Genomic DNA, 24940 nt, shown 5'->3' on the forward strand with positions numbered 1-24940 from the left:
TATAAGATGTATGATATATGATGTACTGCTTTTGCGTAAGCCATATCATATATCATACATTCTATATCCTACATCTGATTAAACGTCTTTTTTCCTTCGGCAAAATATTGCCAGACAATGCTTTTCGGGTAGAGCTTAACTTCGGTGGTTTGCTGTTGCTTTAATAAGCGTCGCTGTTGGTGAAGTTTTGGCAGTGCTCCATAAAAGGCGAAATGTGCCCGTATAATGGCCCATACATCACGCCATTGCTTTTCCCGCATAAAGAGCAATGACGATAAGCCATCCATTACTAGCCTAAAAAGAATTTTTGGCCATAACCAGCCATTGGCAGGCCAGTTCTTGTAGAGCATATAGAGGCTGTTGCGGTAATTCAGAAAGGTTTTATGGGGATTGGACTTATGGAGTGTTCCTCCTCCAACATGGTAAACTGTCGACTCGCCACACGCCCAAACTTCATACCCCAATCGCTGTATGCGCCAGCACCAGTCAATTTCTTCCATGTGGGCAAAAAACGATGCATCGAAGCCTCCAGTTTGGTGAAACACAGTTGCCTTTACGAAAAGACAGGCTCCAGTCGCCCAAAATACCTGTTGGTTATCGTTGTATTGTCCATGATCTCTCTCGAATGTAGCAAACACACGGCCCCGGCAAAAAACATAGCCTAGCCAATCGACAAAGCCACCGGCAGCTCCTGCATGTTCAAACAAGTCACGCTCGTTATACGACCGAATTTTAGGTTGGCAAGCGGCAATATTCGGATTAGCCTCCAATAACGCCAGTACGGGTGAAAGCCAACCGGGTGTTACCTCAATATCGGAATTTGGTAAAACGTAGTAAGTAGCACCTCCATAGTGTGTTCGGATATGTTCGAGGGCCGCGTTGTAACCTCCAGCATAGCCTTCATTACGAGGAAGTTCAATGACTCGAACAGTTGGGAACGTAGACTTTAGAAAGGGGACGGAATCATCGGAAGAAGCGCTGTCTGCTACGTAAACCGGGTGCCCATCAGCGGTTGCCAGTACGGCAGGCAGGAATTTGGCCAAAAACGGTTTCCCGTTGTAATTAAGAATAACAATGGCAAGGGTATCCAAATCAGTTTGTGGTTTGACGTTTGCCATAGTAATCGATCTATGCCAACATCGAACCACAAACTTACAAACTATTAAGACATCAGTCCATCCAGATTTAGACCGGGTATGTTTGGCAACAGCCCTTCTGTGGCTTGGCGGAGATGTTCACGCGCTTTTGTTTCAACGTTAGCCATAGCTTTATTCGTTGCTGCTACGATTAGATCTTGTAGCATTTCGCGATCATCGGGCCGTATCAGGTCGGGGTCAATCTCAATTTTCAGAACATTTTTCAGACCATTGACGGTCACTTTCACTAATCCCGCCCCCGATTCGCCCGTTTCCGTAACGGCGCTCAGCGTTTCCTGGGCATCTTTCATTCGGGATTGAACTTCCTTCATCTTCCCGAACATATCCATCATATTCATATTGCTTTGTAGTTAGTAAGTAGTGGAATCAGTGAAGTAGATGGAGTGAGTAAATTAAGCTTTTGATCAGACTTGCTGCTTCACTGACTTCACTTAGTTTAGTTTCCATCACCTTATTAATAACACGGCACCGGTACGAACAGTTTTCATCCCAGTAAGGTCAATGACCTCAACGCGATACATATACTGGCCTGTTAGCGCATCCTGGCCTTTAACTTTACCATCCCATCCCTGGTTTTTATCGGTCGTTTCATAAATGACCTCTCCCCAGCGATCATACATAATCAGCTTAAACTGATCAAAATAAACTCCTTTTACTACAAATGTATCATTCTGCGTATCATTGTTAGGCGTAAAGGCATCAGGCACCCAAATTTTAGCCTCACGACGGAACGTATAAAAATTTGAATAACTGACTGCTCCATTCTCAGAAATAACAATGATCCGGTATTTCTGTGATTGCATATCCAGATCTGTAGCACTCAAATCGTAGTGTGTATTGACCCCAATATTTGTGATTTCTTGCCTGGTATTATTCACAGAGTCGACCACCTCGATAATGTAATTCCCTATTTTTTCGGGTGTAAAAGGCGACTCAGCAGTCCAGTCGATGCCTGTAGGTGATTTGGAGGATAAAAATACAGTACAGACTGGACTCGATGGGGGCGAACTTAGTCCACAATTACTTAGGTAAGTCACCTCGTAGCAATACGAAGCTGCCGATGCGTCGGCTGTACTATCTGTGAATGTATTCTTGTTAGCAACGGTTGCTATTTGCTGAAACGTACCTGAAGGGCCACTGGCACGACTAATAACGAGGGTATAGCTAGCTGATGCCCCTGTAGCAGGTAATGAAGTCAATAAATGTGGGTGATTATCTTCAATCGATACAACCGTGCTGCCTAAGTCTCCGGGCAATTCGCCATTGATACCCAACACACAGGTAGGTGCTGACGTAATAACAGTTTGAGCAGTTCCCGCAATAGTCGCTTCAAGAGTATAGCAGTATTGCACACCACAGGTAATATTATTGGCATCACTATAGCTACTGGTAGCTCTATTTGTCTGCGTATTTACAGGAAGGCCATTTTTATAGATTACGTATTTTCTAAATTGCGTTGTTGCCGATATCGTTCCTGCATAAGGTTGCCAGCTTAGGTTATTTTGCTTATTCACAGCTTTGGCATCCACTACCAGGCTGCACACTTCGTCGGATATTAGTGGAGTACTATTACAGGCATCCTGGGTCTGAACCTGGAAACATTGTACCTGTTTGGCATCGGTCTGAACTGTGAATATCCCAGCCCCTGTACCGTTCTGTCCTGTTGCGGTGTAGGTGCCATTTACCTTTTGGTACAACTGTATTGAGGAGCCGGTGCTAGCCTGGTATGTAATCTCAATCGAATTATCGCTGGTTGTTTTTAAGGCCGTGATTAAAGGTTGCGATGAATTTGCTGAAACCGTTATAGGAGCCGCTTGCGTTATCGTTGACCGGCAGCTAGCCGGCGCATTATAAATACCTTGCAATGTTATCGTATATGTACCCGCATTCGTGTAGGTATGAGCCAGTTCAAGAGCCATTTCAGCGCGCGTTTTTTGCTCCCGCACACCATCTCCCCAATAAACTTCGTACAAATCGTATTGCCCTAACGTTGAGGCATCTGGAACGATCATGGCTCTGCGTCCAGAACAAGCCCTAGCCGTAAATGTCACCTGATCGACGGGAAGTACAGTGACTTCTTTACAGAAAATAGTGCCCGTTCCAACACCGTTACCACTTCCTCCCTGTATAATTGTATAGGTGCCAGGTTGCGAATAGGTGAAGCTTGTTGTTGAAGACAGCGCTACTTTATCAATTGAACTCTTGCCGTCATACTGAAAATTATAACCGGCACTAATTATTGTGGATGGAGCATTGACAGTAACCGGAGTACCGACGCAGATTTTATCTTTAGAAACCGAAAAATTACCGGGAAATAGTGGGTTTATACAGGCATTTTGGGCTTGTGCGGCACGCGATCCGCAGATGAGAAATAATCCCAATAGAGCCATAGTTTTCCAACAAGCCAACAAATCGGCTTTCGCCCCACTATCAATCAGCCACAATCGTAAAATTCGCACAGAGGGTTCTTTTTTATCGTTCTTCGATTATACTATTCCTATGCCTGAAAACGGATCGATAGACATTTTCGCATCCGGCGAAACGTATCTTTCTTAAAATCAGTTTTCAGATTACCTGAGGGTAGGTAGTTGCGCTGACGATCTGAACAGTCACCAAACCGACCAACAAATATACTTTATATACTTTTACTGGCACGCATAGACTAAAAAAGATGAGCAATAATAGTACCAACTCTGAAACCACTGGGCCTCAATCCCGCGCTGGTGAAGAGTTAAACCAGACTGACATAGCACCTATTCGGCTGGACCGTATTGAAGAAGCTATTGCCGATATTAAGGCAGGCAAAATTGTGATCGTAGTTGATGACGAAGATCGGGAAAATGAGGGAGATATGATCTGTGCCGCCGAAATGGTTACGCCAGAAATGGTCAATTTCATGGTACGTGAGGCCCGTGGCCTTATGTGTGTTCCGCTCACACACGAACGATGCGAGGAATTAGGCCTGGATATGATGGTGACCAGTAATACATCCGTACATACAACGCCTTTTACGGTTTCGGTCGATTTACTGGGTCGTGGCTGCACAACAGGTATATCGGCGTCTGACCGCTCGAAAACGATTCAGGCACTGGTAGACCCAACCACCACGCCGGATGATCTGGGACGCCCCGGTCATATTTTTCCGCTTCGGTCAGTAGAGGGTGGCGTTATTCGTCGGGCAGGCCATACCGAAGCCGCCGTCGATCTGGCTAGAATGGCGGGTCTGTCGCCGGCAGGTGTATTGATTGAAGTGCTAAACGAAGATGGTACCATGGCCCGACTGCCCCAACTACGGGTGATGGCTGATCGCTTTGGGATGAAACTCGTTAGCATTCAGGACCTGATCGAATACCGGCTTCGTACAGAAACTCTGATCCATCGGGAAATCGGCGTCGATATGCCCACCGAATGGGGGCACTTCGACCTGATTGCCTACAAGCAAAGTAATACAGGCGATACGCACCTGGCACTTATTAAAGGCACCTGGGAGCCTAACGAACCGGTGCTGGTACGTGTGCACTCCTCCTGTGTTACGGGCGATATTTTCGGTTCCTGCCGTTGCGATTGTGGAGCTCAACTGCATGCGTCCATGAAAATGGTCGAAGCCGAAGGCAAGGGGGTAATTGTTTACATGTTTCAGGAAGGGCGTGGCATTGGCTTGATGAATAAACTGAAAGCCTACAAACTTCAGGAGATGGGTCGCGATACAGTCGAAGCGAACCTGGAACTGGGTTTACCGATGGATGCCCGCGACTATGGCATTGGTGCCCAAATCCTGCGCGATCTGGGCATTCGCAAACTACGGCTCATTTCGAACAATCCTAAAAAACGAGCTGGTTTGATGGGCTATGGACTGGAAATTATTGACACAGTACCTATTGAGATTCCATCCAATCCGCACAATGTACGCTACCTGCAAACCAAGCGCGATAAGATGGGACATACAATTATGAATGAGCCCGTTAACGAAGAACAATAGCGAAGCTGGTAAGTTGTAAGTTTTTAAGTAGTAAGTTATTGAAGCCACATATGCGTCAGCTACTTACCACTTTCTAACTTACTACTTAAAAACTTATGACTCATCAACCATGAACAAGCAATCATTTAAAGACCTCATCCAGGGCGATAAGCCTGTACTGGTCGATTTTTATGCAGATTGGTGTGGCCCCTGTAAACAGCAGGCTCCTATCCTGAAACAACTTACTGAACGTGCTGGCGACAAGGTCCGGGTTATTAAAATTGACGTAGACAAGGCGCAGGCAGCAGCTCAACAATATCAGATTCGGAGCATTCCGACGATGATTATGTTTAAAGAGGGCAAGATTGTCTGGCGACAATCGGGCGTTCAGCCACTACATACCCTGGAAGGGCTGGTAAAACAATTTGGCGCTTAATCAGTCGATTACTGGATCAACATAAACGGGCGGGATGAGAATCTCGCCCGTTTATGCTGTAGTAAGCAACTTATCGAGCCGTCGAATCGACTGTACTACCGAGCGAACGGTATGGTAGTTGATTTTCCAGGAGTGACTCATATGTGTCCAGATCGGAATGCCCTGTCGGGTCATGAGTGGCCACCATTCGCCCACCGGATGATTGATCATTTTATCCATCACGAATCGGTGAACATTTGCATAGGCATTCCAATAGATTTCATCACCGAAAATTCGATAGGCGTCTAAAAAGCCAATCAGCACTTCGGCCTGCTGCCAAAACTCCTTCTCGCGGTCGTATACTTCGCCACTATGCGAACCTTCTACAAATACCCCTCCATGCTCCCAATCTACGCCGTTTGTAACCGCATGAACAAATGGTTTTAGCAATTGATCGTGGTAGGCATCATAGGGAATAGCTAGTATATCCAGGGCGTGAATCAGAAGCCAGGCAAACTCGCCATTGTGACCATAACTCGTGTTATCTTCGGCTTCCCGCTTGACTCCATCCTCTGTAAACCGATCCCAGCCCCAAATAACATCGAACTTTATTTGAGGAGCTACCCGCCAATCGGCCCAAAACTGCGGCACGCCAGTTCCATAGATTGGGTGCATAATTTTCGTAACCAGAAGGTCGATCACTTCCAATAATTTCCGACGATGAATTGGCTGCTGTGTACCTTCGTACAAGGTTGTAAATGCCTCCATCAAATGCATATGTGCATCCAGCGTTTTACGATCTCCCCCAGCAGCGCCCGGTCCTTTTAGCGTCCAGTCACGGTGAAACATCTCGAAATAGCCTCCATAGCACGTATCTGCTGCATATTTCTGCAACAGATCGAAAACCTTCTGGGCATACTCAATACCGCGATTATCGCCCGTTGCCAGTGTATATTCACTCAGACAATAAATTGCAAAGCTTTGACCATACACGATCTTCTGATCGATTAGCACCTCCCCTTTTCGGTTAGTCATCCAGTAAAATCCGCCATGTTCCTGATCCCACATATTGGTCAGCAGGTACTCGACACCATGACGGGCAAGGTCAGCTAATTCACCATCTCCATAGCCAGCTCTGTGGGCCGATGAATAGGTATAAATGGAGCGAGTCTGGGCAATAAGTGATTTCTCATCTTCGCCTGAATCATTTCCGTATTGATCAAAGTGGGTAATAAAGCCTCCATTGACACGATCGGCGGCTCGCTGAGTCCAAAAAGGAAGTAACTCTTTGGTCAGATGGTCATGTAGTTCCTGACGATACTGTTGTAGGGTTTCGTTAGTCATTAGAATGGTCGATTGAATGCAGGGCAAGGATTTCAGATAGGCTGGCGGTGCCGGTTTGATTTAGTTTCTGAACCGTTACAGCTGCCGCCAGGTTAGCTATTGTAAGGGCTTGTTGGGGCGTAGCGCCAGCACCTATGCAAGCTGCCCAAGTGGCAACAACGGTGTCGCCTGCGCCAACAGTATCAAGTTCGCCCTGTAGCGAAAGACCTTCCACTAGTTGCGTTTCGTAATCATCCAGATACAGAATTCCGGCCTGACCACGTGTAATCAACAATGGGCCACCACTCTGTTCGCGAAATAGATTTCCCTGTCGAACGCACCAGTCCAAGTCAGGATGTTCGGGCGATTCTATCGACAGAAACTTAGCCAGTTCAGCCGTATTTACTTTCAGCGTAGCTCGTTGAATCAGCTTTCCTACATCCCGCATATCGACCAGAAAACGAACCTTTGGAAATCGGGCCATCAACGCATTTAGCATGGTAACTCGGTTTTCGGTGAGTAATGGGTTGGCAAATTGCTGGTTAATGATCAGCACATCCAGCTCGCCAAGCGCCTGTTCCAATCCGATGATCACATCCGAAAAAACAGCCTCATCCAGTTTATTGGCAATACCGAAATCAATCCGATTAGCCTCTTTCCCGCTTTGGTTCGGCTTGGTGTACAAGCATGTATCCCAATCGCTATTGAGCACCTGTAGATATTGGGTTTGCACGCCCAGCGAACGGAATAAATACTGCATTTCCCTACCATATAAGTCATTGCCTACGCAGCCAATGGCTTGAATATTTGAAACGCCTAAAGCGACCAGATTCTGAACGACATTTCCAGCCGCTCCCAGAAACGCACGGGGTTTACTGCCCCAAAACACTTCCAGGTCGGTTTCCAGGGAAATTTCACCAGTTTTAGTTTGTAGCGTAAAATAAAGATCAATGGCAAAGTCGCCGATAACGCCCACCTTTAGGGAAGTAAAGCGTTGGAAAACTGTTTTGATATCTGTACTTGTCATTAACTCGTAGTAGGATTCCGTAATTAGACACAAAACCCGTTACTATGGGCTAGCTACTCACTAGTTTATTTTTAGTATAAGCCAATCTATACGCCATTTCTTTGGGAAGTGGCATATGGATTGGCTTATATACTTCCGTTTGTTGTCTTTATCTTTGGAGCCCGGCTTTGTCGCCTACTGGCTTAAATCTGGACTTTACTATGCTCCCTATAACCCAACCCGACCTTGCTCCCATTACGCGCCACTTACGGGCGATGTTTGGCTCCAGACTATTAATTGCAGCTGTCTATCATTTACATGTATTTGAGGAACTAAGTAATGGGCCTCTCTCCATAGAGGAATTACGCGATCGGCTCCAATTGAATGAACGTCCAGCTATGGTGTTATTTCCAGCTCTCTGCGCTATGGAACTACTCGCGTATAATGAAACAGGTCAACTTTACATTACGGAATTAGGGCATTATTTGACCCAAAATCAGACGCCTAATATAAGCGGGTATATTGGTCTGGAACAAGGCGATCCCGGGGTTATCGAGATGGCGCTTCGGCTCAAAAACGACGGCCCGCTTCAGGCCCCTGAGGGTATTTCCTTCGTAAAAGAAGGCGAAGGCCCCTCCCCTATGGACGATCCTGAACTGGCCCGGATGTTAACACTTGGCCTGGCAGGACGCGCCCGCCATCTTTCGCCCCTTGTCGCTAGAAACCTATCCAAACGGGAAGGGCACTTACTGGATGTAGCTGGCGGTACAGGATTTTACACCTATGAATGGCTGCTGGCTAATCCAAACTCAACGGCCACTCTCCTGGACCGGCCTGCAGTACTCACCGTTGCTGCCGAATTACTAGATGAATTCACTCAAAGTGAACGCCCAGGTGCAGCAGGCATAAAAGAAAGGGTAACTTTTTTGGCGGGTGACATGCTAACCGACGATCTTCCGAAGACAGATATTCTTCTGGCAGCCAGCCTTTTCCACGATTGGCCAACACCCATCTGTCAACTGTTGGCCAATCGCTTTACCGCAGCCCTACGCCCTGGTGGTGAGTTATGGGTTCACGATGCGTTCCTGAATGATGACTTGGATGGTCCATTGGCTGTCACGGATTATTCGGCACAACTCTTCTGGAATACGAAAGGTCGTTGCTACAGCCGCGCCGAATACCGGAATTGGTTCACCGAAGCTGGCTTAGAATCAACTCCGGTAAATATTCCGACGCAGATGGACTATGGATTGATCTGGGCTACAAAATCTGTCGATCGTTAGCTTGAATATACTAACGGCAGGCCCGCCACAAGCATTTATTTTATTGAAACTAAGTCTGTGTGCAACAGTCGAATGGCTAATTGATTTAACTGTTGTTCTGATCCTTGCAGATGAAACGTGGTATGCCGATGCTGGCGCTTAGCAGCGGGAGCCAGATTGGCCGCTGGCGACGATGATTCCAACTCATAAAAATGGCCCATTTGCGGCTGACCCGGTTTCATAGGACCGTCATTATAAGCGTTAATGACATCGCCCGAATAAGGATCTTTTTGATGCTCCCAAGCCGAGTTGACATACAGATGGTCCTGCGGGTCGAAGTCATAGGTTACCAGCGTCAGGGTTTTAGTGGCTGAGTCATAGCTCCCAATCCAATTCGTAACCCGTGCTGGAGAAACGCCAATTTTACTACGGTACTTCGCATCTGCTTTAAACAATGCAGCTGTTTTTCCCATCTTCAATCGATCAGCCGGGACTTTCCCAAAGTAGGAATCATTGACTGGTTGACCAGCACCTTCTCGATACGGCACGATGATCATGGATTCAGGCGATGCATTCATCATACCCAAAATCCAGATAGATGGCATTCCAGTTTGATCTGTCCAGGCTTGTTTTCCCTTGTTTGTAATTACGTTATCGGACTGAATACCAACTACCTTGAGTGAATCCGTATTAACTGCCAATTGCCGCATAATCTCTGCCTTATCCAAGAGTTTAACCGTTCGTTCAATACCGATGTCAAATCGAGTTCCGGTATAATTGGTCAACGATACATTCCGCGAAAATGTAGCAGAAGTCTTAGTGGTATTAGTGGTTTCAAACGGTTCTGAATCAATAGCGGCTGGTGTCTGCCAATGATCACCATCAAATGGATCGCCTTTTTTGAAATATAGTGCGTATTGCCCACCCTCTGGTCCTAACCAGAAACGGTCTTCCCCACCAAACGCATTCATATGCGGTAGAAGTTTGCCAGACTTTATCAGCTCGTAGTTGATCCAACCATAACTAGCTTCTCCATCGGCAGTCGTTGTCATTACACGCCCTTGATAAGCTGGGCAGATTAAGGCACGAGCATTTCCTAATTCTAATTCAACTAAATCGGAATGATGCTGCTGTAAGAACTGCCGGTCTTTAGCGTACATATTTGCGGTTAAAGTTTGGGAGATTGAATCGGTAGAAGGTATTTGACCGTCGTTTGTTTCGGCTTTTCGACCAGAGCAAGCGACCATTAAACCGCTAAAAATTAAGACGATAATTTTGTTCATGAGAAATTCAACGAGCAATCTGAAAAATACTGAACTTGAACAGCCATTTTCGTAGCTACACGTATCCCTATAAATTACAGTGACGTCCCAATCTACTTTCGCAAATGCTATACAAATCAGAACTGCGACTCCATCCGATGCACAAACTATTTATAATTTTTTGTGCGAATTGGAGGAAATAGAGTTAGATCAAACAGCCTTCTATACCATTTATCAACAGAATCTTGTCAATCCAGCCATCTATTACTTAGTAGCAGAAAGGTATGACGAGGTTGTCGGCTTCGTGAGTTGTCATGCTCAATACTTGTTGCATCATTGTGGTAAAGTGGGCGAAATTCAAGAGTTATATGTCCGCCCCGACGCTCGTAATCAACGTATCGGTCAGGCACTTGTGGCCGAGCTGAGTGCATTGGCCGTCCGGGAGAAGTTTATCAATCTGGAAGTGACCACCAATCAAAAACGCCTGGATACGGTTCGCTTTTACGAACGCGAATTTTTCAACAAAACACACATCAAACTAGTCAAACCCATTCAATTCTAATGCGTGTCATCCTTCTCTCTTTCGTATTTACGTTGAATTGGGTAGTTGCCAATAGTCAGTCGCCTACACGAAACGATAACGCTCTGGAACGAAAACTCCAAGCTGCACTGGCTAATTTCCGGGGTGATGCGGGCGTGTACGTCCATAATCTTCGCTCAGGAAAAATTGTCGCTATCAACGCCGACACCTTATTTCCGACGGCAAGTATGATTAAGATTCCGATTCAATGTGGCCTGTTCGACAAAATCCATACAGGTGAATTAAAGTACGATCAGGAATTAACCTACAAAGACTCGCTCCACTACGACGATGGCATTGTTGGCTCCCTGAAAGAGGGTGCTAAAATTACGCTTAGCAAGGTGGTTATGCTGATGGAAACGGTCAGCGATAATACCGGTAGTTTATGGTGTCAAGCCCTAGCCGGAGGTGGCACTACGATTAATAACTGGCTCGAAACAAACGGGTTTCACCAAACTCGGGTCAACTCCCGAACGCCAGGCCGGGAGGCCAACCGAAATCGATACGGTTGGGGACAGACAACTCCGCGAGAAATGGCTGAGTTAGTAACCTACATCCGTCAGGGTAAAGCCATTAGCTCCGATGCCAGCGAAGAAATGTATAGAAATCTGGGACGCCAGTATTGGGATAATGATGGGCTGTCGCAAGTGCCTCCCGATGTAAAAACGGCCTGTAAAAATGGGGCTGTTAACCAGTCTCGTTCAGAAGTTGTCTTCGTGCATGCTCCACATGGAGAGTATGTGTACTGTATCATAACCAAGAACCAAAAAGATGAAAGCTGGACACGCACAAATGAAGGTTCTGTACTGTTACGCACGGTAGCAACCACACTATGGCATCATTTTGAACCCAAATCAACCTGGAAGCCAGCCGAAGGATATGAAAAGTGGTGGTAAAACAAAAAGTCGCTTTCCATGATAGAAAGCGACTTTTTGCTCGAGACAGTTTATGTTTTAATTCAGAAACTGCAAACGCAACTCATTCAGCTGACTGCGAATTGACCCATCAATCTGCTGATCGCCAACACGCAACACATAGCCCCCAATCAGTCTCGAATCGATTTTCTCTTCTAATTCAACCAATTTACTACCGGTTGTTTTCATGACTATTGCCTTAAACTTCTTGCGAAGTGCATCTGTAAGCGGTACTGTCGTGATAACAGTTGCCCGATCTACGCCTTTCAAGCGGTCATATTGGTTGATGAATTCATCCGCTATAGCGTCCATGATAGGCTCACGGTTCTTTTTAGCGATGATTTCAAAAAATGACATAGTTACTGGATCAACACGAGTGGCGAAAACAGCTTTTAAAACAGCATTTTTCTTTTCGGCCCGAACAATAGGGTTCTTCAACATGAGCAACAATGGCCGGCTTTGCGCCACTGTGTTCTTAAAGAACAGCATGTCTTTATACATTGTCTCAGTCAGGCCATTTTCTCTGGCCAAATCCAATAGCGATTTGGCATAGCGGGCGGCTACGGTAGCGACTGCCATAATCGAATTAGTTTAAGCGTGAGTTTGATACCAGATCGGTCACTAGTTTCTCCTGCGCCGATTTATCGCTGAGTTCTTTCCGAAGAACTTTCTCTGCAATATCAAGCGAAAGGGTAACAACTTCTTTTTTCATTTGTACGATCAACGCCTGCCGTTCGTTTTGCATCGACTCACGAGCCTGTTCCAGAATTCGTTTGCCTTCAGACTCTGCTTTCTCACGTGTATCGGCCAACATTTTATCGGCAGTTTCTTTCGCACCACGCAAAATAGCTTCGCGCTCAGAACGAGCTTGCGCTAATAATTTCTCGTTATCTGCTTTCAGTGCCGTCATTTCCAGACGGGTTTTTTCGGCCAGATCGAGTGCACTTTGAATATTGTTTTCGCGCTCGTTCAGGCTTTCCGTAATGGGTTTCCAGGCGAATGCACGAAGAATCAGGAACAGGCCGAGGAACACCACTACCTGCCAGAATAATAGACCGAGTTCGGGAGTAAGTAAATCCATGAGTGTGAATTATGGAAAATCAATGTTAGTAATTGTGTAATCAATCTTTTGTTAGAAAATGTCCACCCGTCGGCAATCCCAAACGGGCGAACATTTTCTGAGTAATTAGCGAGCAGTGGAGCCAGTGCCTAATGCAACCAGCCTACTCAAACTTAGCGTCTGCGGAACTCAGCCGAATTAGGCTGTAGCAACCAGAAGACAAATAACGGCTGCAAACAGAGCAACGGCCTCGATCAGAGCTGCGATGATCAGCATGGCGGTTTGGATACGACCAGCCGCTTCTGGCTGACGAGCAATACCTTCCATTGCACTACCACCAATTTTACCGATACCCAGACCAGCACCAATAGCAGCCAGACCAGCACCGATAGCAGCACCCATAACCGAAACACTACCAGTAGCTTCTAACAGCATAGAAAACAACATTGCGAACATAATCGTCAAACAGATTTATTAGTGAAACAAAAGATTGCGTATTGATTGGCGATTTACGATGTAAAGCGTAAATCACACTTCGTAAATTAGTGCGCTTCCGCGCCTTCGTAACCGATACCGTGGTCGGCCTCATGATGTTCCTCTACAGCGCTACCGATGTACATAGCCGTCAGCAGCGTGAAGATGAACGCTTGTAGAAACGCCACCAACAATTCGATTAAATTCAAAAACAAAGTAAAAAACAGGACAACGGGGCTGATGGCAATGCTAGTACCCATACCGCCCATGTGATTGGCCATAAAAATCAGGCCTAGCAAGCTCAGAATGATAATGTGACCAGCAGTAATGTTGGCGAATAACCGAATCATGAGCGATAGTGGCTTCATGAACACACCCACAATTTCAACGGGAATCATAATTGGCAGCAACGCAACCGGAACACCCGTTGGCTTTAGAATGTGCAACCAGTAATGTTTATTACCACTGAACGTAACAATCAGGAAGGTAATAACAGAGAGTACCAGCGTGACAGCAATATTACCCGTTAGGTTAGCGGCACCGGGTAGCAAACCCAGCAAGTTATTAATCAGAATGAAAAAGAACAGGGTTAGCAGATAGGGTAAAAACTTGGTGTACTTAGGACCAATGCTTGGCTTGGCAATTTCGTCGCGGACAAACAGGATGATTGGTTCCAGAAACGACTGAATGCCTTTGGGTGCTTTTCCTTTATTCTTCGCATATCCTTTACTAACCGAAGAAAACACCAAAATCATAATAATGGCACTTAATATCAGCGAGGCTACATTCTTAGTAATCGAGAAATTATAGAATTTCGCTTCATGATCAACTTTGCCCGCTTCATCAACACGGTGAATTTTACCATGTTCGTTCTTATAGCCATTATATACCTGCTCGTGAGCTAGTTGTGATGACGAAAAAATCTCCAGGCCCCTATCTTTCGAGTACAGAATTACAGGTAATGGCACTGTAACACCGTGAGCAAACTCCCAGCCATGATCGTCTTTAATGTGGTGCATAATCATTTCACCTACATTAAATTTTCCTTTAGGAGCGGCTGCTTCGCCTTCGTGTTGGGCATGTGCCTCGCCCTCCTGATTATGCTCCTGCGCCTTCGCGCCTACTAACGAACTCAAAATGAGAGCCGTTGCTAACAAAAATTGCTTAATTGACGAACGCATCATATGATGTGACAGATCCTTTTTACGAATCGCGTCGCAAGTTACGAGTAAGCGTCCAAATCTCAAAGCCTGTGTAACATATATATAGTACAAGAAAGTCCAAAACGAAGGCTCGACGTTGCTCAATGTGCCGGAATAAAAAAAAACCGATGAAGGCCAGCCCAAGTATCAAACGAGCAACGGTGGCGGCTAAGTAAAGTGGGATAAATCGTTCTTGATTGCCTTGTAAACCAGTCTCTACCAGTCGGTGAGTTAGGAATGAGACGCTAAGGAAAAAGATCAATAGAATTTTCCAATCAGGATGTAGCCAAGGTGAAACAGAATATCGTTCGGCTACGAAAAATACAATTGCTAATATGATGGTAAATAAGAATGTACGAAGCATGAGGCAGGGAGCAGGGAGCATGAGGCAGGGAGCAGAATAGTTAAGCTTTTGCTCCTTGCACTACGCACCTACCTTTTTATCAATTGGCGAATAAATAAATAAAGTGAGGCTCCAATTGCAGTTAATGATAGTATAATTGTCCAGATAGGCCGATGATTTTGCTGCCAGGCATCTAATTTCATGCCTGCCCAGACACCTAATCCAATTGTACCGAGCATTTGAAAAGCAATACCGCTAAATTGCACAAATGATGTTGTTTTTTCGGTCGCTTTTTTCAGAGGTTCATTACCCCGAACGGGCTTATCTGAGTTACTTTGATCGGGTTGGTCGGGAGCGTTTTCCATAGAATTAGGACTGAAAGACGATATGCTGTACAAAATTCGTTAATTTGGCCTAACGTTCCATATTGCCTAACCGACCTGCAACGTTTTAATACGAGTGACCACGTGTTATTTCCGAATGTCCCGCTATTATCGCTATCACCTCTTTCTGTTTTATACGGTCCTGATTGCACTGACCGGCGAGCTGGTTTCATGTTCGCAATATAGCACTAAGCCCGTCAGTAAAGGGTATCATAATCTGACAGCCCATTTCAATGCTTATGTAATTGCCCGCGATGAAATTGCCCAGGCCGAGCAAGAACTATTTAAAAAGAGGCAGGAAAATTATAACCAGTTATTGCCCATCCTGCTTCCAGTCGACTCAATGCTGATTCTGCCGGTGAAACCTCAATTGGATGATGCGATAAAGAAGGCCTCAATTATTCCTGAACGCCACCAAAATAGTAAATGGCTCGATAATGCCTATATACTTATTGGTCGGGCACGACTGTTGAAGCAAGATTTACCGAATGCAATTGAAGTATTCAAGTATGTAAATACAAAAGGAACCAATGAGGACGATAAACATACTGCCTTAGTAGGATTGATGCGGGCTTATGTTGAAGCCAGCGACTATACAAATGCCCTGAATGTGGCTGAGTATCTAAGAAATCAACCGCTTAACAAGGTTAACACCCGCGATTTTTACCTGACAAAAGCCTACCTGCACGAACGGCAAGGTGAGTATGCAACTGCAGCGGGTATTCTGGATGCTACGTTTCCAGTCCTGAAAAAAGGAGAATCTACGGCCCGGCTTCACCTTATTGCAGGACAATTGTATGATCTCATTGGTCAGCCCGCCAAGGCGGTTGATCATTACCGACAAGTACTCAAATCACGACCAAGCTACGATCAGTCTTTTTATGCTAACCTCTACGCTATTCAAAGTAATGGTTTGACAGGCGACCAGAAACGAATGGCACAGTCAAATGAAACGTTTGAGGAGTTGCTGAATGATCGCAAAAATGCCGATCTAAAAGACAAAATTTATTTTACGATGGGGTTGCTCGAAGCTCGTAATGGACGAATCGACAAGGCCATTAAACTATATAGTCAGTCGATTCAGGCGGCAGGCTCCAATACCTTGCAAGTGCCATACACTTATCTGGAAATTGGTAAATTGTATTTTGAGAAGAAGGCTGACTACACTCACGCAAAAGTATATTACGATAGTGCATTAGCATTGCTTCCAAAGCAATCGGCCGATTACGCAGCGCTACTGAATCGAAAAAAGACGTTGGATGAGTTCGTTTTGTATCAAACAACCATTCGAACTGATGACAGTTTATTGAATCTGGCAAAAATGGACCCTGCTGCTCTTGATAAACTGCTGGATAACACAATCACTAAACGCGAAAAAGAAGATAAAGCTCAGGCTGCTCTTGCGCAGCAAATTGTGGACAAAGCAACAAACGGAAATATCAATTCTGTACCAGGTGCTACTAACTCTAATTTACAACCCAACGAACGTTGGGTCTTGTACAATCCGGTTACTTTAAGTCAGGGTCGGCAGGAATTCTCTGTAGTTTGGGGCAATCGACCACTCGAAGACAACTGGCGACGTAGTAATAAAGAGTCGTCGGAAGCCGTTGCAGGTGTAAATAGTCCTGTTGCAGGTGCATCACCCGCCAATTCAGTAAATCCCAATGCACCTTTATCACCAGCCGATGCATCGGGCCCGGCGGCTGACTTGACTGGTCCTGCTGCTGGCCGGAAAGCCAAGAAAGATGCCATGATGGCAAAAATTCCCTTTACGAAGGAAGCGCAGGTTGTGGCTAATCAACGAATTGAAAATGCATTGTACAAATTAGGAAAGCTTTATAAATTTCAGCTGAATCAACCTGCCGATGCCATTCCTACGTTTGAACAATTATTAACAAGGTACCCAAATACACTCCAGAAACCAGAAGTCTACTATCTCCTGTATCTTTCCAATGAACAGCTAGGAAAAACCTCATCCTGGAAGGATAAATTGCTGGCCGAATATCCAAATACCTCTTACGCTCGTCTAACGGGGAAGGCGGCTGTTCATACAACTGATTCAGAAGCGCAGGCTCTTAAGACGTATACGGCTATTTATGAACTGTATAAGACCAATCCAACAGAAGCATTAGCTCGCGCAGAAACAGCAATGAGTGGCGTCGCTGGTACCCAGTTAGAAGACAAACTGGCTTTACTCCGGGTTATGTTAATTGGTAAGGTTCAGAATGTGGAGGCTTATCGTCAGGCATTGACTGAATTCGTACGTGATTATCCAGGTAGCCAATTGCTCCCTCGTGTAAAAGAAATGCAAGTCGCTGCCGAACAGGCAACAGCAAAAAGAAAATAAGTTCAACGTTTCGTGTTTCAGGTTCCAGGTTAAAAGCGAATCAGCCAACCTGGAACCTGAAACACGAAACCTGAAACAAAAAATCAATGATTGAATTTGCACCCGGACCATACCGGACTATCATCCGAAATCTCTGGCGCTACTCGCTGATTGGCATAGTTCTATTGATTCTATATGTTCTGGCAGTTAGCTACAACTTCTTATGGTTATTTGGCGGTATGCCTAGCCTGAAAACCCTCGAAAACCCTAAAAGCGAGGAAGCGTCGGAAGTTTACACGGCCGATCATCAGTTGCTGGGTAAGTATTATGTTGAAAATCGAACGCCGATTGAAATCTCGCAGGTATCCCCCAACGTTACCTCAGCCCTGTTGGCAACTGAAGATGCCCGCTTTATCAAACACTCAGGCATCGACCCTCGCTCGCTTTTTCGGGCGGTAGGAGGATTTCTTACTTTTCGCGATGCGTCGAGTTCGGGAGGAGGTAGTACGCTTACACAACAAACAGCCAAAAATCTTTTCGATACCCGGCAGGAAGAACTTCGTGGTGTGTTAGGACATATTCCTGTCATTGGTCTGGTGATTGCCAAAACTAAGGAATGGATTCTGGCGGTGCGTCTAGAGCGTAATTATACCAAGCAGGAGGTTATGATGATGTACCTCAATACGGTGTCATTTGGCAATAACACCTATGGTATTAAGACGGCGGCCAAAACCTATTTCAGTAAAGAGCCCTGGAATCTGAACGTAGAAGAAGCTGCTATGTTGGTCGGAATGCTAAAAAACCCGACATTCTACAATCCACGTTTGTCTGAAGAACGGACAAAAGAACGTCGGAATGTTGTACTGGGGCAGATGAAGAAATACAAATTTCTGAGTGATGAGCAGTATTTTACCTACAAACGTAAACCTCTGAAACTCGATTTTAGCGTCGAGAATCAGAATACGGGCATGGCAGCTTATTTCCGCTCGGTGATCAAAGACGACATTAAACGGTGGATTCGGCAATACAATGAAGAAAATCCTGGTGCTGAGTTAGATCTTTATACAAGTGGACTGAAAATTTTCACGACTATCGACTCACGTATGCAGACCTACGCCGAAGAGGCCGTTATGGCAAACATGCGCGATCAGCAGAAGAAATTTTACGAACACTGGCGCGGTCGAAATCCTTGGGTACAAAAAGATAGGCGAACGAAGAAATACATCGAAATTCCTGGATTTATTCAAAACGTGGCCCGCCGAACTACACGCTATAAGCAGCTCAAAGCACTCTACGGTGCAGACGAAAAAGCCATCTGGCAGGACATGCAGAAGCCTATCAAGATGAAAGTATTTGTGTATGGTGGCAGACGCAATGAGAAAGATACAACCTTAAGTCCACTTGACTCTATCCGTTATTACAAACGACTGCTAAATACAGGATTCATGTCAATGGACCCTCGCAATGGGTATGTGAAAGCTTGGGTAGGTGGCGTCAGTTTTAAACACATGAAGTTCGACCATGTTCGACAGAGCCGTCGCCAACCTGGCTCGACCTTCAAGCCATTTGTTTATCTAACGGCTATGGATCAGGGATTTGTAACGCCCTGTAGTCGTATTACCGACCAGCCAACTACGTTTGCTCACGGAGAGGATAACAATGGCGGACCAGCCTGGACTCCGCATAATTCAAATGGGAAATATAGTTATCAGAGTTTGTCACTGCGTGAAGCGTTAGGGCAGTCGATTAATACGGTTAGCGCCCAGTTGATTAAGAAAACGCGGGCAGCCGAGGTTATTAAGTACGCACACGAAATGGGCATCGAAAGCAAAGATCTACCCGAAAATCCAACCCTTTGTCTTGGTACAGGTGATGTGGCTGTGTATGAAATGGTGGCAGCTTATTGTGCATTTGCAAATGGTGGTATGCGTGTTCGTCCCATGATGCTTGTACAGATTCAGGACAAGAATGGGAATGTCTTAAAGAATTTTACGCCAGATGCTAAACAGGTTATTAGCTCTAACCGAGCTTACGAAATGTTGCATCTTATGCGAGGGGCTGTTGAAGAGCCTAATGGCACAGCTAAGCGGTTAGAAACGCAGTATAAATTATTAGAAGGTGGCAACGAGATTGCGGCTAAAACCGGTACTACCTCAAATTACTCAGATGGTTGGTTCATGGGGCTGACCCAGCACCTTGTCTCAGGCTTATGGGTAGGTGGCGATGATCGATCAATTCACTTCCGTACCATCGAATTGGGTCAGGGAGGTCACGTAGCGATGCCTGCCTGGGCGATGTATATGCAGAAAATTTACAAAGATCCTACACTAACAACTTATCGTCCTGAGCCATTCCGAAAACCCAACAACTTCAAGATTGATTGTGGCGGCTATAATATCGACTCATCGCAACGGTATATTCCACCTAAAGTTGTACCGGAAGATGAAGACGAAATATTACAGTAAGACCAATTAGGCCAGCAGTTTGCTGGCCTAATTGGTAGATGAATTATAAGCAACCTTTCGACTATATTGGTTGTTTTGTAATACCGGTCATTTCGGTCGGAAACTAAGATTAATTCCCGATTTAGACAGTCGGTACCACAGCATGCCCGAATTCGACTACAAACAAGAACTCTCCAAAGTACCTCATGAGCCGGGTGTTTATCGCTATTTCGATAGCACAGGTGAGGTAATTTATGTTGGTAAGGCCAAAGATCTGAAAAATCGTGTCAGTAGTTATTTCACTAATTCAAAAGGGCATGACCGCAAAACGTTACGTTTGGTAAGCCAGATCCGGAAAATTGAATTTACCATTGTTCATACCGAGTTCGATGCTCTCTTACTCGAAAACCAACTTATCAAACGTTATCAACCAAAGTTCAATATTTTGCTTCGGGATGATAAAACGTATCCATTTGTTTGCGTCACGAACGAGCATTTTCCCCGCGTGTTAACAACCCGGCGCATTGATCGAAAATTAGGGACGTTCTATGGCCCCTTTGCGAATCTGAAGCCGATGTATACCGTACTGGATATGTTCAGTCAGCTATTTACGATTCGGACTTGCAACTTCAATCTGGCTCCCGAAAACATTGAAGCGGGCAAATACAAAGTTTGTCTGGAATACCATATTGGCAATTGCAAAGGGCCTTGTGAGGGTAAGCAAAATGAATCTGATTATGACAGCGATATTGAGCAGGTTCATCATATTCTGAAAGGAAATCTTAAACCAGCACAGGAGTATTTTAAAACTCGTATGGTTGAAGCAGCCAATGAACTGGCGTTTGAGCAGGCTCAGAAGTACAAAGAAAAAATGGATGTATTACAGCGGTTTCAGAGTAAATCAACCGTTGTCAATCCCAAAATTGCTGATGCCGATGTATTTTCCATAGCCTCCGATGAGGTGTCGGCCTATATCAATTTCATGAAGGTTGTGAACGGTACAATCGTTCAAACGCACACTGTTGAAGTCAAGAAGAAGTTGGACGAAACCGATCCCGATCTATTGGCGATGATGATCATCGAGTTCCGGGAACAATACGGTAGCCAGTCGAAAGAGATTATCTCAAACATTCCGCTGGATGTGGATTTGAAAGCTGAGGTAACAGTTCCGCAAATTGGTGATAAGAAGAAATTGCTGGACATGTCTTTGAAAAACGTACTGTATTTCCGACGCGAACGTCAGGAACGTGCAGCCGCCGAAGCCACGGCCAGTGCCAGCAAAAAAGACCGCGTTTTAATTCGTTTGAAGCAGGATTTACAATTAAAATCCCTTCCTAATCGGATTGAATGTTTCGATAACTCAAACATTCAGGGTACAAATCCGGTCTCGGCTATGGTGTGTTTTATTGGTGGCAAACCCGCAAATCGGGAATACAGACATTTTTCTATTCAAACAGTTGTGGGCCCGAATGATTTTGCCAGTATGTATGAGGTTGTTACCCGACGATACACACGCGTACTGACTGAGGGAACCGACATGCCCGATTTAATTGTGATTGATGGTGGTAAAGGCCAACTCAGTGCAGCCTGTGATGCCCTCAAGGCTTTGAACTTATATGGCAAAGTACCTATTATTGGCATTGCTAAACGTCTGGAAGAAATTTATTTCCCTGAAGATAATTTACCACTTTATATCGATAAAAAATCTGAATCGCTTAAACTGATTCAGCGTATTCGCGACGAAGCCCACCGATTTGCCATTACTTACCATCGTGACAAACGGAGCCGGAACAGTTTGATCAGTGAACTAGAGAACGTAGAAGGAGTCGGAAAAAAAACGGCAGCTAAACTTCTAAAGCACTTTAAGGGTGTAAAAAAAATCCGCGAGGCTTCACTTGACGAAATTGCTGAAGTAGTTGGCCAGGATCGAGCCCACAAATTGAAACAGTATTTTGATACAATAGAGCAATAGCTAGTTAGCTTTAACTAAGTATAAGTTGCGTGTTCATAAAAACAAAAAAGGCATCTGTGCGAATCAGATGCCTTTTTTGTAAAAAATCCAGAGATTAATACTCCCAGAGACTATGTTCGGTTTCCATCAGCTCATACTCAGTTTGGTATGATTTCAGCAAACCTTCTCGATCACCATACATACCCACTAAATCAGTATCACCAGGGTTAGCCACTTTTGTAATCCGACCATAGAACAGTCGCAGATCAAATGCATCAGCCAAATTTTTGTGCTGTGCCTGGTTTTGTGGATTATACCAGATAAACTTCTTCGGATCACTACGGAATAACTTGTCCAGATCCTTATATTTAAAGGAAGCAATTGGCTTTTCGTAACCAGCTGTATTCTTATCAGCGGGCAGTAAAAGCGTTACAGTTTGAATATCATAATATAAACGTGAACGTTTCCGATCAAAAATCCAGTCTTCCTTAAGTTCAAGAATATTTAACTCTTTTGGAAAATATTCATCACCCGATAGAACAGGTGCCTGCGCAACCGCTACAGTATCTTTTTTCGGTTCTACAACAGGGGCAACAACAGATTTACCTTTTTTACCCTTTGCATTTTTTGCAACAGACGATTTTTTCTTAGGAGCACCCCAGCCATCATCAACAGGTTCAGCGGCTTTCTTAGGAGCACCCCAGCCATCGTCTGCTTTTTTCTTATCGTCTTTTTTGGGGGTATCCCAGCCATCGTTTTTAGCACCGCCTTTACCATCTTCGGTAAAACCAGCAGCTTTTTCTTCTGCCGACAGACCACCTCCTGTATTCGGAATCAGTAGATTTTCGTGAAATTTCTCAGGTGTTATTTTCGTCGTACACGAATCATTCGTGTATGCGTCAATTAGACCAGCTCTCACGGCCTCCATCAAATACTTCGAAATCTCATTATTCTTCGAGAACATCGACTGATTTTGTTTCTCCTTTAGGTCAATTCGACGCCAAAGGGTCTTCTTCATCATAATATCGTTCTCATTGATTCCACGAACCGAATTTGCATTTACGCCACTGCTCGCCTTCTCCTGAGCTAAGGCATTCTCCCCTGCCAACGCCAGCGCAGCTACAGCTAGCACACCAGCAAATCGTATCGTTCTAATCTGTGTCATGGCTACTAATTGTTGTCAATTCAGTAAGTTAACGGTCAAGAAACCGCTTTAGTACATCAATACAGGGAAATCTGCGCAAGCGAATTACCCATTGGTACATCACTAATATCACCACGGAAATTTCGGCGTTGTACTCCACTAACTTCAATAACTAGCCGATCACCGGGTTGCGCTTCTGCGGCAATCTCACCAATAGGACCTCCACCAGCACCTACCTCGGCAGTTTTAACTCGTCTCGTACCGCGCACCAGTGATATGGTAGCTCCTGTAGTCCGGAAGTTAGCATCCTCTGGCGAGAATGCAGCAAAGCTAGGATCAGGAACCGCCTGAATCTTCACGCTACGTGCCGAAGACGCCGGTACACCACGAGGATCAGTGGTCGGTGTTCCACCTACTGAAATTTGTAGAGTTGGACGTGGTACTTTATTCACTCGAAATGGCTCTGTACCCAATAAGCTACCGGCGTTGCTAATATTTAAAGCCACACTGGCAGAGTTCGGTACAACAGTCACTTTCCCTTTTTCACCCGATGCAATTACTGCAGCACCATTTGCCGTAATTGTTGGGTTCCACAAGGCCCCTAACTGAGGGCTTTGAATGCTAAGCTTGTTCGCACAACCGAGGTACAAAGGAGGTAATGTACCTGTTTCGATTTGATAGGAAGGTTTGGCGACGAAATACTCAGCCGATAAAGGCACAGTTTTCAAACCAGCCGGAGTCTGGTAAGCAATCGATCCTGTTAATACACGACGTGCAAGGCCATTCTTGTCATAGGCACCACCCTGGGCAGTAAACTCAACGATACCCTGCCCATCCTGCATACGAACTGCACCACCATTCAGACTCATACGGGGTTGAATACCTGATGAGGATGCAGCCAGAAACATTTGACCTTTAAACTTCGTACCGGCAACAACTACCTTCGAGTCCATGCTTAGCATGGCAATAATTTTATCGAATTTAACGTCCTGAGCACCAACTTTGCTAGCCAGTACGTCGAGCACTTCACCTTCAAGTCGGCGTACATCGGCTTGTTTCTGACTCAAAACAGCCAAAGCTGCTGGTACAGGTGTTTGGGCAAAGTTTAGCTCAGCAAAATCCTTTCTTTTTTGGTCAGGTGAGTTACTGGCAATTGGATCATCTTTTCCATCAAGAGCCATGGGGGTATATTTTGTACCCGAGTATTTCGAGAGGTTTTCAACGTATCCATTCAGCTGATCTTTCAGTTTGAAGGCCGCTCCATTACGGTTTGTACCGATCATAAGCTGTGCTACTTTCTCTTCTTCGCTCAGGTTTTTAATATTGCCCGATTCATCACGACCGCCACCAGCGTCTACTAGTTGCTCTTTGAGTTTATCAACTTCACCAATTACATCCGCTGTTATCTTCCTTACTTCTTCAGCCTGTTTAACAATGGCTAAATCGGTAGCTCGGTTACCTGATTTTTCAACAGTACCCCGAATATTATCAAACGTGCCCTGGTTAATTTTACCAACGGCTCCAGTGGATTGCTCTAAGCTATTATTAATTAAAACGAATTTTTCCAGAATGGCCGACGTGACTTGTAGAGCCAGTAAAGCGGTCAAAACCAGATACATCATCCCGATCATTTTCTGACGGGGTGTCTCTTTTGTGCCTGCCATAAACTATGGTAGTGAGAATAAAAAAATTGTGGAACAGTCCGCTTTAGCGGTTATGTGTTATGAAGAGAGAAG

At 45.1% G+C, this 24940-nt stretch carries 21 protein-coding genes; 8 read left to right on the forward strand and 13 right to left on the reverse strand.

Features of this window, described 5'->3' with window-relative positions; all coding sequences use genetic code 11:
• Nucleotides 1–68 precede the first annotated feature (68 nt).
• The 3 genes from GO755_RS15800 to GO755_RS15810 form a co-directional block, all read right to left on the reverse strand.
• On the reverse strand, nucleotides 69–1091 hold the full coding sequence (locus tag GO755_RS15800; RefSeq protein WP_157586384.1) for a glycosyltransferase family 2 protein: 1023 nt from the start codon (nucleotides 1089–1091) through the stop codon (nucleotides 69–71).
• A 71-nt stretch (nucleotides 1092–1162) separates the two neighbouring features.
• The gene (locus GO755_RS15805; protein WP_157586139.1) at nucleotides 1163–1495 is read right to left on the reverse strand and encodes a YbaB/EbfC family nucleoid-associated protein; all 333 of its coding nucleotides are present in this window, start codon (nucleotides 1493–1495) and stop codon (nucleotides 1163–1165) included.
• Nucleotides 1496–1603: 108 nt separating this feature from the next.
• Nucleotides 1604–3616, reverse strand: a complete 2013-nt coding sequence (locus GO755_RS15810; protein ID WP_317165882.1) for a T9SS type B sorting domain-containing protein — start codon at nucleotides 3614–3616, stop codon at nucleotides 1604–1606.
• Nucleotides 3617–3828: 212 nt separating this feature from the next.
• Between GO755_RS15810 and GO755_RS15815 the strand changes: the two genes are divergently transcribed.
• Together GO755_RS15815 and trxA are read left to right on the forward strand one after the other, a co-directional pair.
• Complete coding sequence (locus GO755_RS15815) at nucleotides 3829–5136, forward strand: bifunctional 3,4-dihydroxy-2-butanone-4-phosphate synthase/GTP cyclohydrolase II (protein WP_157586140.1); 1308 nt, start codon at nucleotides 3829–3831, stop codon at nucleotides 5134–5136.
• A 37-nt stretch (nucleotides 5137–5173) separates the two neighbouring features.
• On the forward strand, nucleotides 5174–5551 hold the full coding sequence (gene trxA, locus GO755_RS15820; protein ID WP_394351029.1) for a thioredoxin: 378 nt from the start codon (nucleotides 5174–5176) through the stop codon (nucleotides 5549–5551).
• A 51-nt stretch (nucleotides 5552–5602) separates the two neighbouring features.
• Here trxA and GO755_RS15825 read toward each other — a convergent pair whose 3' ends face one another.
• Nucleotides 5603–6874 (reverse strand): AGE family epimerase/isomerase, encoded by a 1272-nt coding sequence (locus tag GO755_RS15825; RefSeq protein WP_157586142.1) that lies wholly within the window; start codon nucleotides 6872–6874, stop codon nucleotides 5603–5605.
• Entirely contained in the window at nucleotides 6867–7880 is a 1014-nt protein-coding gene (locus tag GO755_RS15830; protein ID WP_157586143.1) for a bifunctional heptose 7-phosphate kinase/heptose 1-phosphate adenyltransferase, read from the reverse strand. The genes GO755_RS15825 and GO755_RS15830 overlap by 8 nt, the downstream gene beginning before the upstream one ends.
• Before the next feature lie 200 nt (nucleotides 7881–8080).
• Between GO755_RS15830 and GO755_RS15835 the strand changes: the two genes are divergently transcribed.
• Nucleotides 8081–9142: a methyltransferase gene (locus GO755_RS15835; protein ID WP_157586144.1), complete on the forward strand. Its 1062-nt coding sequence runs from the start codon at nucleotides 8081–8083 to the stop codon at nucleotides 9140–9142.
• Nucleotides 9143–9177: 35 nt separating this feature from the next.
• Here GO755_RS15835 and GO755_RS15840 read toward each other — a convergent pair whose 3' ends face one another.
• Nucleotides 9178–10281: a DUF6786 family protein gene (locus GO755_RS15840; RefSeq protein WP_227686972.1), complete on the reverse strand. Its 1104-nt coding sequence runs from the start codon at nucleotides 10279–10281 to the stop codon at nucleotides 9178–9180.
• Between the two features lie 202 nt (nucleotides 10282–10483).
• Here GO755_RS15840 and GO755_RS15845 point away from each other — a divergent pair, with 202 nt between their 5' ends.
• Both GO755_RS15845 and GO755_RS15850 read left to right on the forward strand, forming a co-directional pair.
• Nucleotides 10484–10945: a GNAT family N-acetyltransferase gene (locus GO755_RS15845; RefSeq protein WP_317165883.1), complete on the forward strand. Its 462-nt coding sequence runs from the start codon at nucleotides 10484–10486 to the stop codon at nucleotides 10943–10945.
• On the forward strand, nucleotides 10945–11859 hold the full coding sequence (locus GO755_RS15850) for a serine hydrolase (RefSeq protein ID WP_157586146.1): 915 nt from the start codon (nucleotides 10945–10947) through the stop codon (nucleotides 11857–11859). The genes GO755_RS15845 and GO755_RS15850 overlap by 1 nt, the downstream gene beginning before the upstream one ends.
• Before the next feature lie 57 nt (nucleotides 11860–11916).
• Here GO755_RS15850 and atpH read toward each other — a convergent pair whose 3' ends face one another.
• The 5 genes from atpH to GO755_RS15875 all read right to left on the reverse strand — a co-directional run bounded on the left by atpH (nucleotide 11917) and on the right by GO755_RS15875 (nucleotide 15321).
• Entirely contained in the window at nucleotides 11917–12456 is a 540-nt protein-coding gene (atpH, locus tag GO755_RS15855) for an ATP synthase F1 subunit delta (RefSeq protein WP_157586147.1), read from the reverse strand.
• Nucleotides 12457–12463: 7 nt separating this feature from the next.
• A complete protein-coding gene (gene atpF, locus GO755_RS15860) occupies nucleotides 12464–12958 on the reverse strand; it encodes a F0F1 ATP synthase subunit B (RefSeq protein ID WP_157586148.1) in 495 nt (164 codons plus the stop codon).
• A gap of 177 nt (nucleotides 12959–13135) precedes the next feature.
• Nucleotides 13136–13393, reverse strand: a complete 258-nt coding sequence (gene atpE / locus GO755_RS15865; RefSeq protein ID WP_082111625.1) for an ATP synthase F0 subunit C — start codon at nucleotides 13391–13393, stop codon at nucleotides 13136–13138.
• Nucleotides 13394–13479: 86 nt separating this feature from the next.
• Nucleotides 13480–14595, reverse strand: a complete 1116-nt coding sequence (gene atpB / locus GO755_RS15870; RefSeq protein WP_157586149.1) for a F0F1 ATP synthase subunit A — start codon at nucleotides 14593–14595, stop codon at nucleotides 13480–13482.
• A gap of 450 nt (nucleotides 14596–15045) precedes the next feature.
• Entirely contained in the window at nucleotides 15046–15321 is a 276-nt protein-coding gene (locus GO755_RS15875) for an AtpZ/AtpI family protein (protein WP_157586150.1), read from the reverse strand.
• Between the two features lie 115 nt (nucleotides 15322–15436).
• On the opposite strand from GO755_RS15875, the gene porW reads away from it, so the two are divergent.
• The 3 genes from porW (at nucleotide 15437) to uvrC (ending at nucleotide 22081) form a co-directional block, all read left to right on the forward strand.
• Nucleotides 15437–17686 carry a type IX secretion system periplasmic lipoprotein PorW/SprE gene (porW, locus tag GO755_RS15880; RefSeq protein WP_157586151.1) on the forward strand — a complete coding sequence of 750 codons (2250 nt, stop codon included), beginning with the start codon at nucleotides 15437–15439 and terminating at the stop codon, nucleotides 17684–17686.
• Nucleotides 17687–17772: 86 nt separating this feature from the next.
• Nucleotides 17773–20130: a penicillin-binding protein 1A gene (locus GO755_RS15885; RefSeq protein WP_157586152.1), complete on the forward strand. Its 2358-nt coding sequence runs from the start codon at nucleotides 17773–17775 to the stop codon at nucleotides 20128–20130.
• Nucleotides 20131–20272: 142 nt separating this feature from the next.
• A complete protein-coding gene (uvrC, locus tag GO755_RS15890; RefSeq protein ID WP_157586153.1) occupies nucleotides 20273–22081 on the forward strand; it encodes an excinuclease ABC subunit UvrC in 1809 nt (602 codons plus the stop codon).
• 94 nt (nucleotides 22082–22175) lie between these two features.
• On the opposite strand, the gene porN is transcribed toward uvrC, so the two are convergent.
• Together porN and porM are read right to left on the reverse strand one after the other, a co-directional pair.
• Complete coding sequence (porN, locus tag GO755_RS15895) at nucleotides 22176–23225, reverse strand: type IX secretion system ring subunit PorN/GldN (RefSeq protein WP_157586154.1); 1050 nt, start codon at nucleotides 23223–23225, stop codon at nucleotides 22176–22178.
• Between the two features lie 56 nt (nucleotides 23226–23281).
• Nucleotides 23282–24868 carry a type IX secretion system motor protein PorM/GldM gene (porM, locus tag GO755_RS15900; RefSeq protein WP_157586155.1) on the reverse strand — a complete coding sequence of 529 codons (1587 nt, stop codon included), beginning with the start codon at nucleotides 24866–24868 and terminating at the stop codon, nucleotides 23282–23284.
• Between the last annotated feature and the right edge of the window lie 72 nt (nucleotides 24869–24940).

It is taken from the genome of Spirosoma arboris, assembly GCF_009754945.1.
GTDB lineage: Bacteria > Bacteroidota > Bacteroidia > Cytophagales > Spirosomataceae > Spirosoma > Spirosoma arboris.

What these genes read in the sequence shown, in the direction of transcription:
- atpB (WP_157586149.1), bottom strand. Translation starts at nt 14,595, where the DNA reads ATGATGCGTTCGTCAATTAAGCAATTTTTGTTAGCAACGGCTCTCATT.
- GO755_RS15835 (WP_157586144.1), top strand. Translation starts at nt 8,081, where the DNA reads ATGCTCCCTATAACCCAACCCGACCTTGCTCCCATTACGCGCCACTTA.
- GO755_RS15825 (WP_157586142.1), bottom strand. Translation starts at nt 6,874, where the DNA reads ATGACTAACGAAACCCTACAACAGTATCGTCAGGAACTACATGACCAT.
- atpH (WP_157586147.1), bottom strand. Translation starts at nt 12,456, where the DNA reads ATGGCAGTCGCTACCGTAGCCGCCCGCTATGCCAAATCGCTATTGGAT.
- GO755_RS15815 (WP_157586140.1), top strand. Translation starts at nt 3,829, where the DNA reads ATGAGCAATAATAGTACCAACTCTGAAACCACTGGGCCTCAATCCCGC.
- atpF (WP_157586148.1), bottom strand. Translation starts at nt 12,958, where the DNA reads ATGGATTTACTTACTCCCGAACTCGGTCTATTATTCTGGCAGGTAGTG.
- GO755_RS15840 (WP_227686972.1), bottom strand. Translation starts at nt 10,281, where the DNA reads ATGTACGCTAAAGACCGGCAGTTCTTACAGCAGCATCATTCCGATTTA.
- porM (WP_157586155.1), bottom strand. Translation starts at nt 24,868, where the DNA reads ATGGCAGGCACAAAAGAGACACCCCGTCAGAAAATGATCGGGATGATG.
- porN (WP_157586154.1), bottom strand. Translation starts at nt 23,225, where the DNA reads ATGACACAGATTAGAACGATACGATTTGCTGGTGTGCTAGCTGTAGCT.
- GO755_RS15875 (WP_157586150.1), bottom strand. Translation starts at nt 15,321, where the DNA reads ATGGAAAACGCTCCCGACCAACCCGATCAAAGTAACTCAGATAAGCCC.
- GO755_RS15805 (WP_157586139.1), bottom strand. Translation starts at nt 1,495, where the DNA reads ATGAATATGATGGATATGTTCGGGAAGATGAAGGAAGTTCAATCCCGA.
- atpE (WP_082111625.1), bottom strand. Translation starts at nt 13,393, where the DNA reads ATGTTCGCAATGTTGTTTTCTATGCTGTTAGAAGCTACTGGTAGTGTT.
- uvrC (WP_157586153.1), top strand. Translation starts at nt 20,273, where the DNA reads ATGCCCGAATTCGACTACAAACAAGAACTCTCCAAAGTACCTCATGAG.
- porW (WP_157586151.1), top strand. Translation starts at nt 15,437, where the DNA reads ATGTCCCGCTATTATCGCTATCACCTCTTTCTGTTTTATACGGTCCTG.
- GO755_RS15885 (WP_157586152.1), top strand. Translation starts at nt 17,773, where the DNA reads ATGATTGAATTTGCACCCGGACCATACCGGACTATCATCCGAAATCTC.
- GO755_RS15830 (WP_157586143.1), bottom strand. Translation starts at nt 7,880, where the DNA reads ATGACAAGTACAGATATCAAAACAGTTTTCCAACGCTTTACTTCCCTA.
- GO755_RS15850 (WP_157586146.1), top strand. Translation starts at nt 10,945, where the DNA reads ATGCGTGTCATCCTTCTCTCTTTCGTATTTACGTTGAATTGGGTAGTT.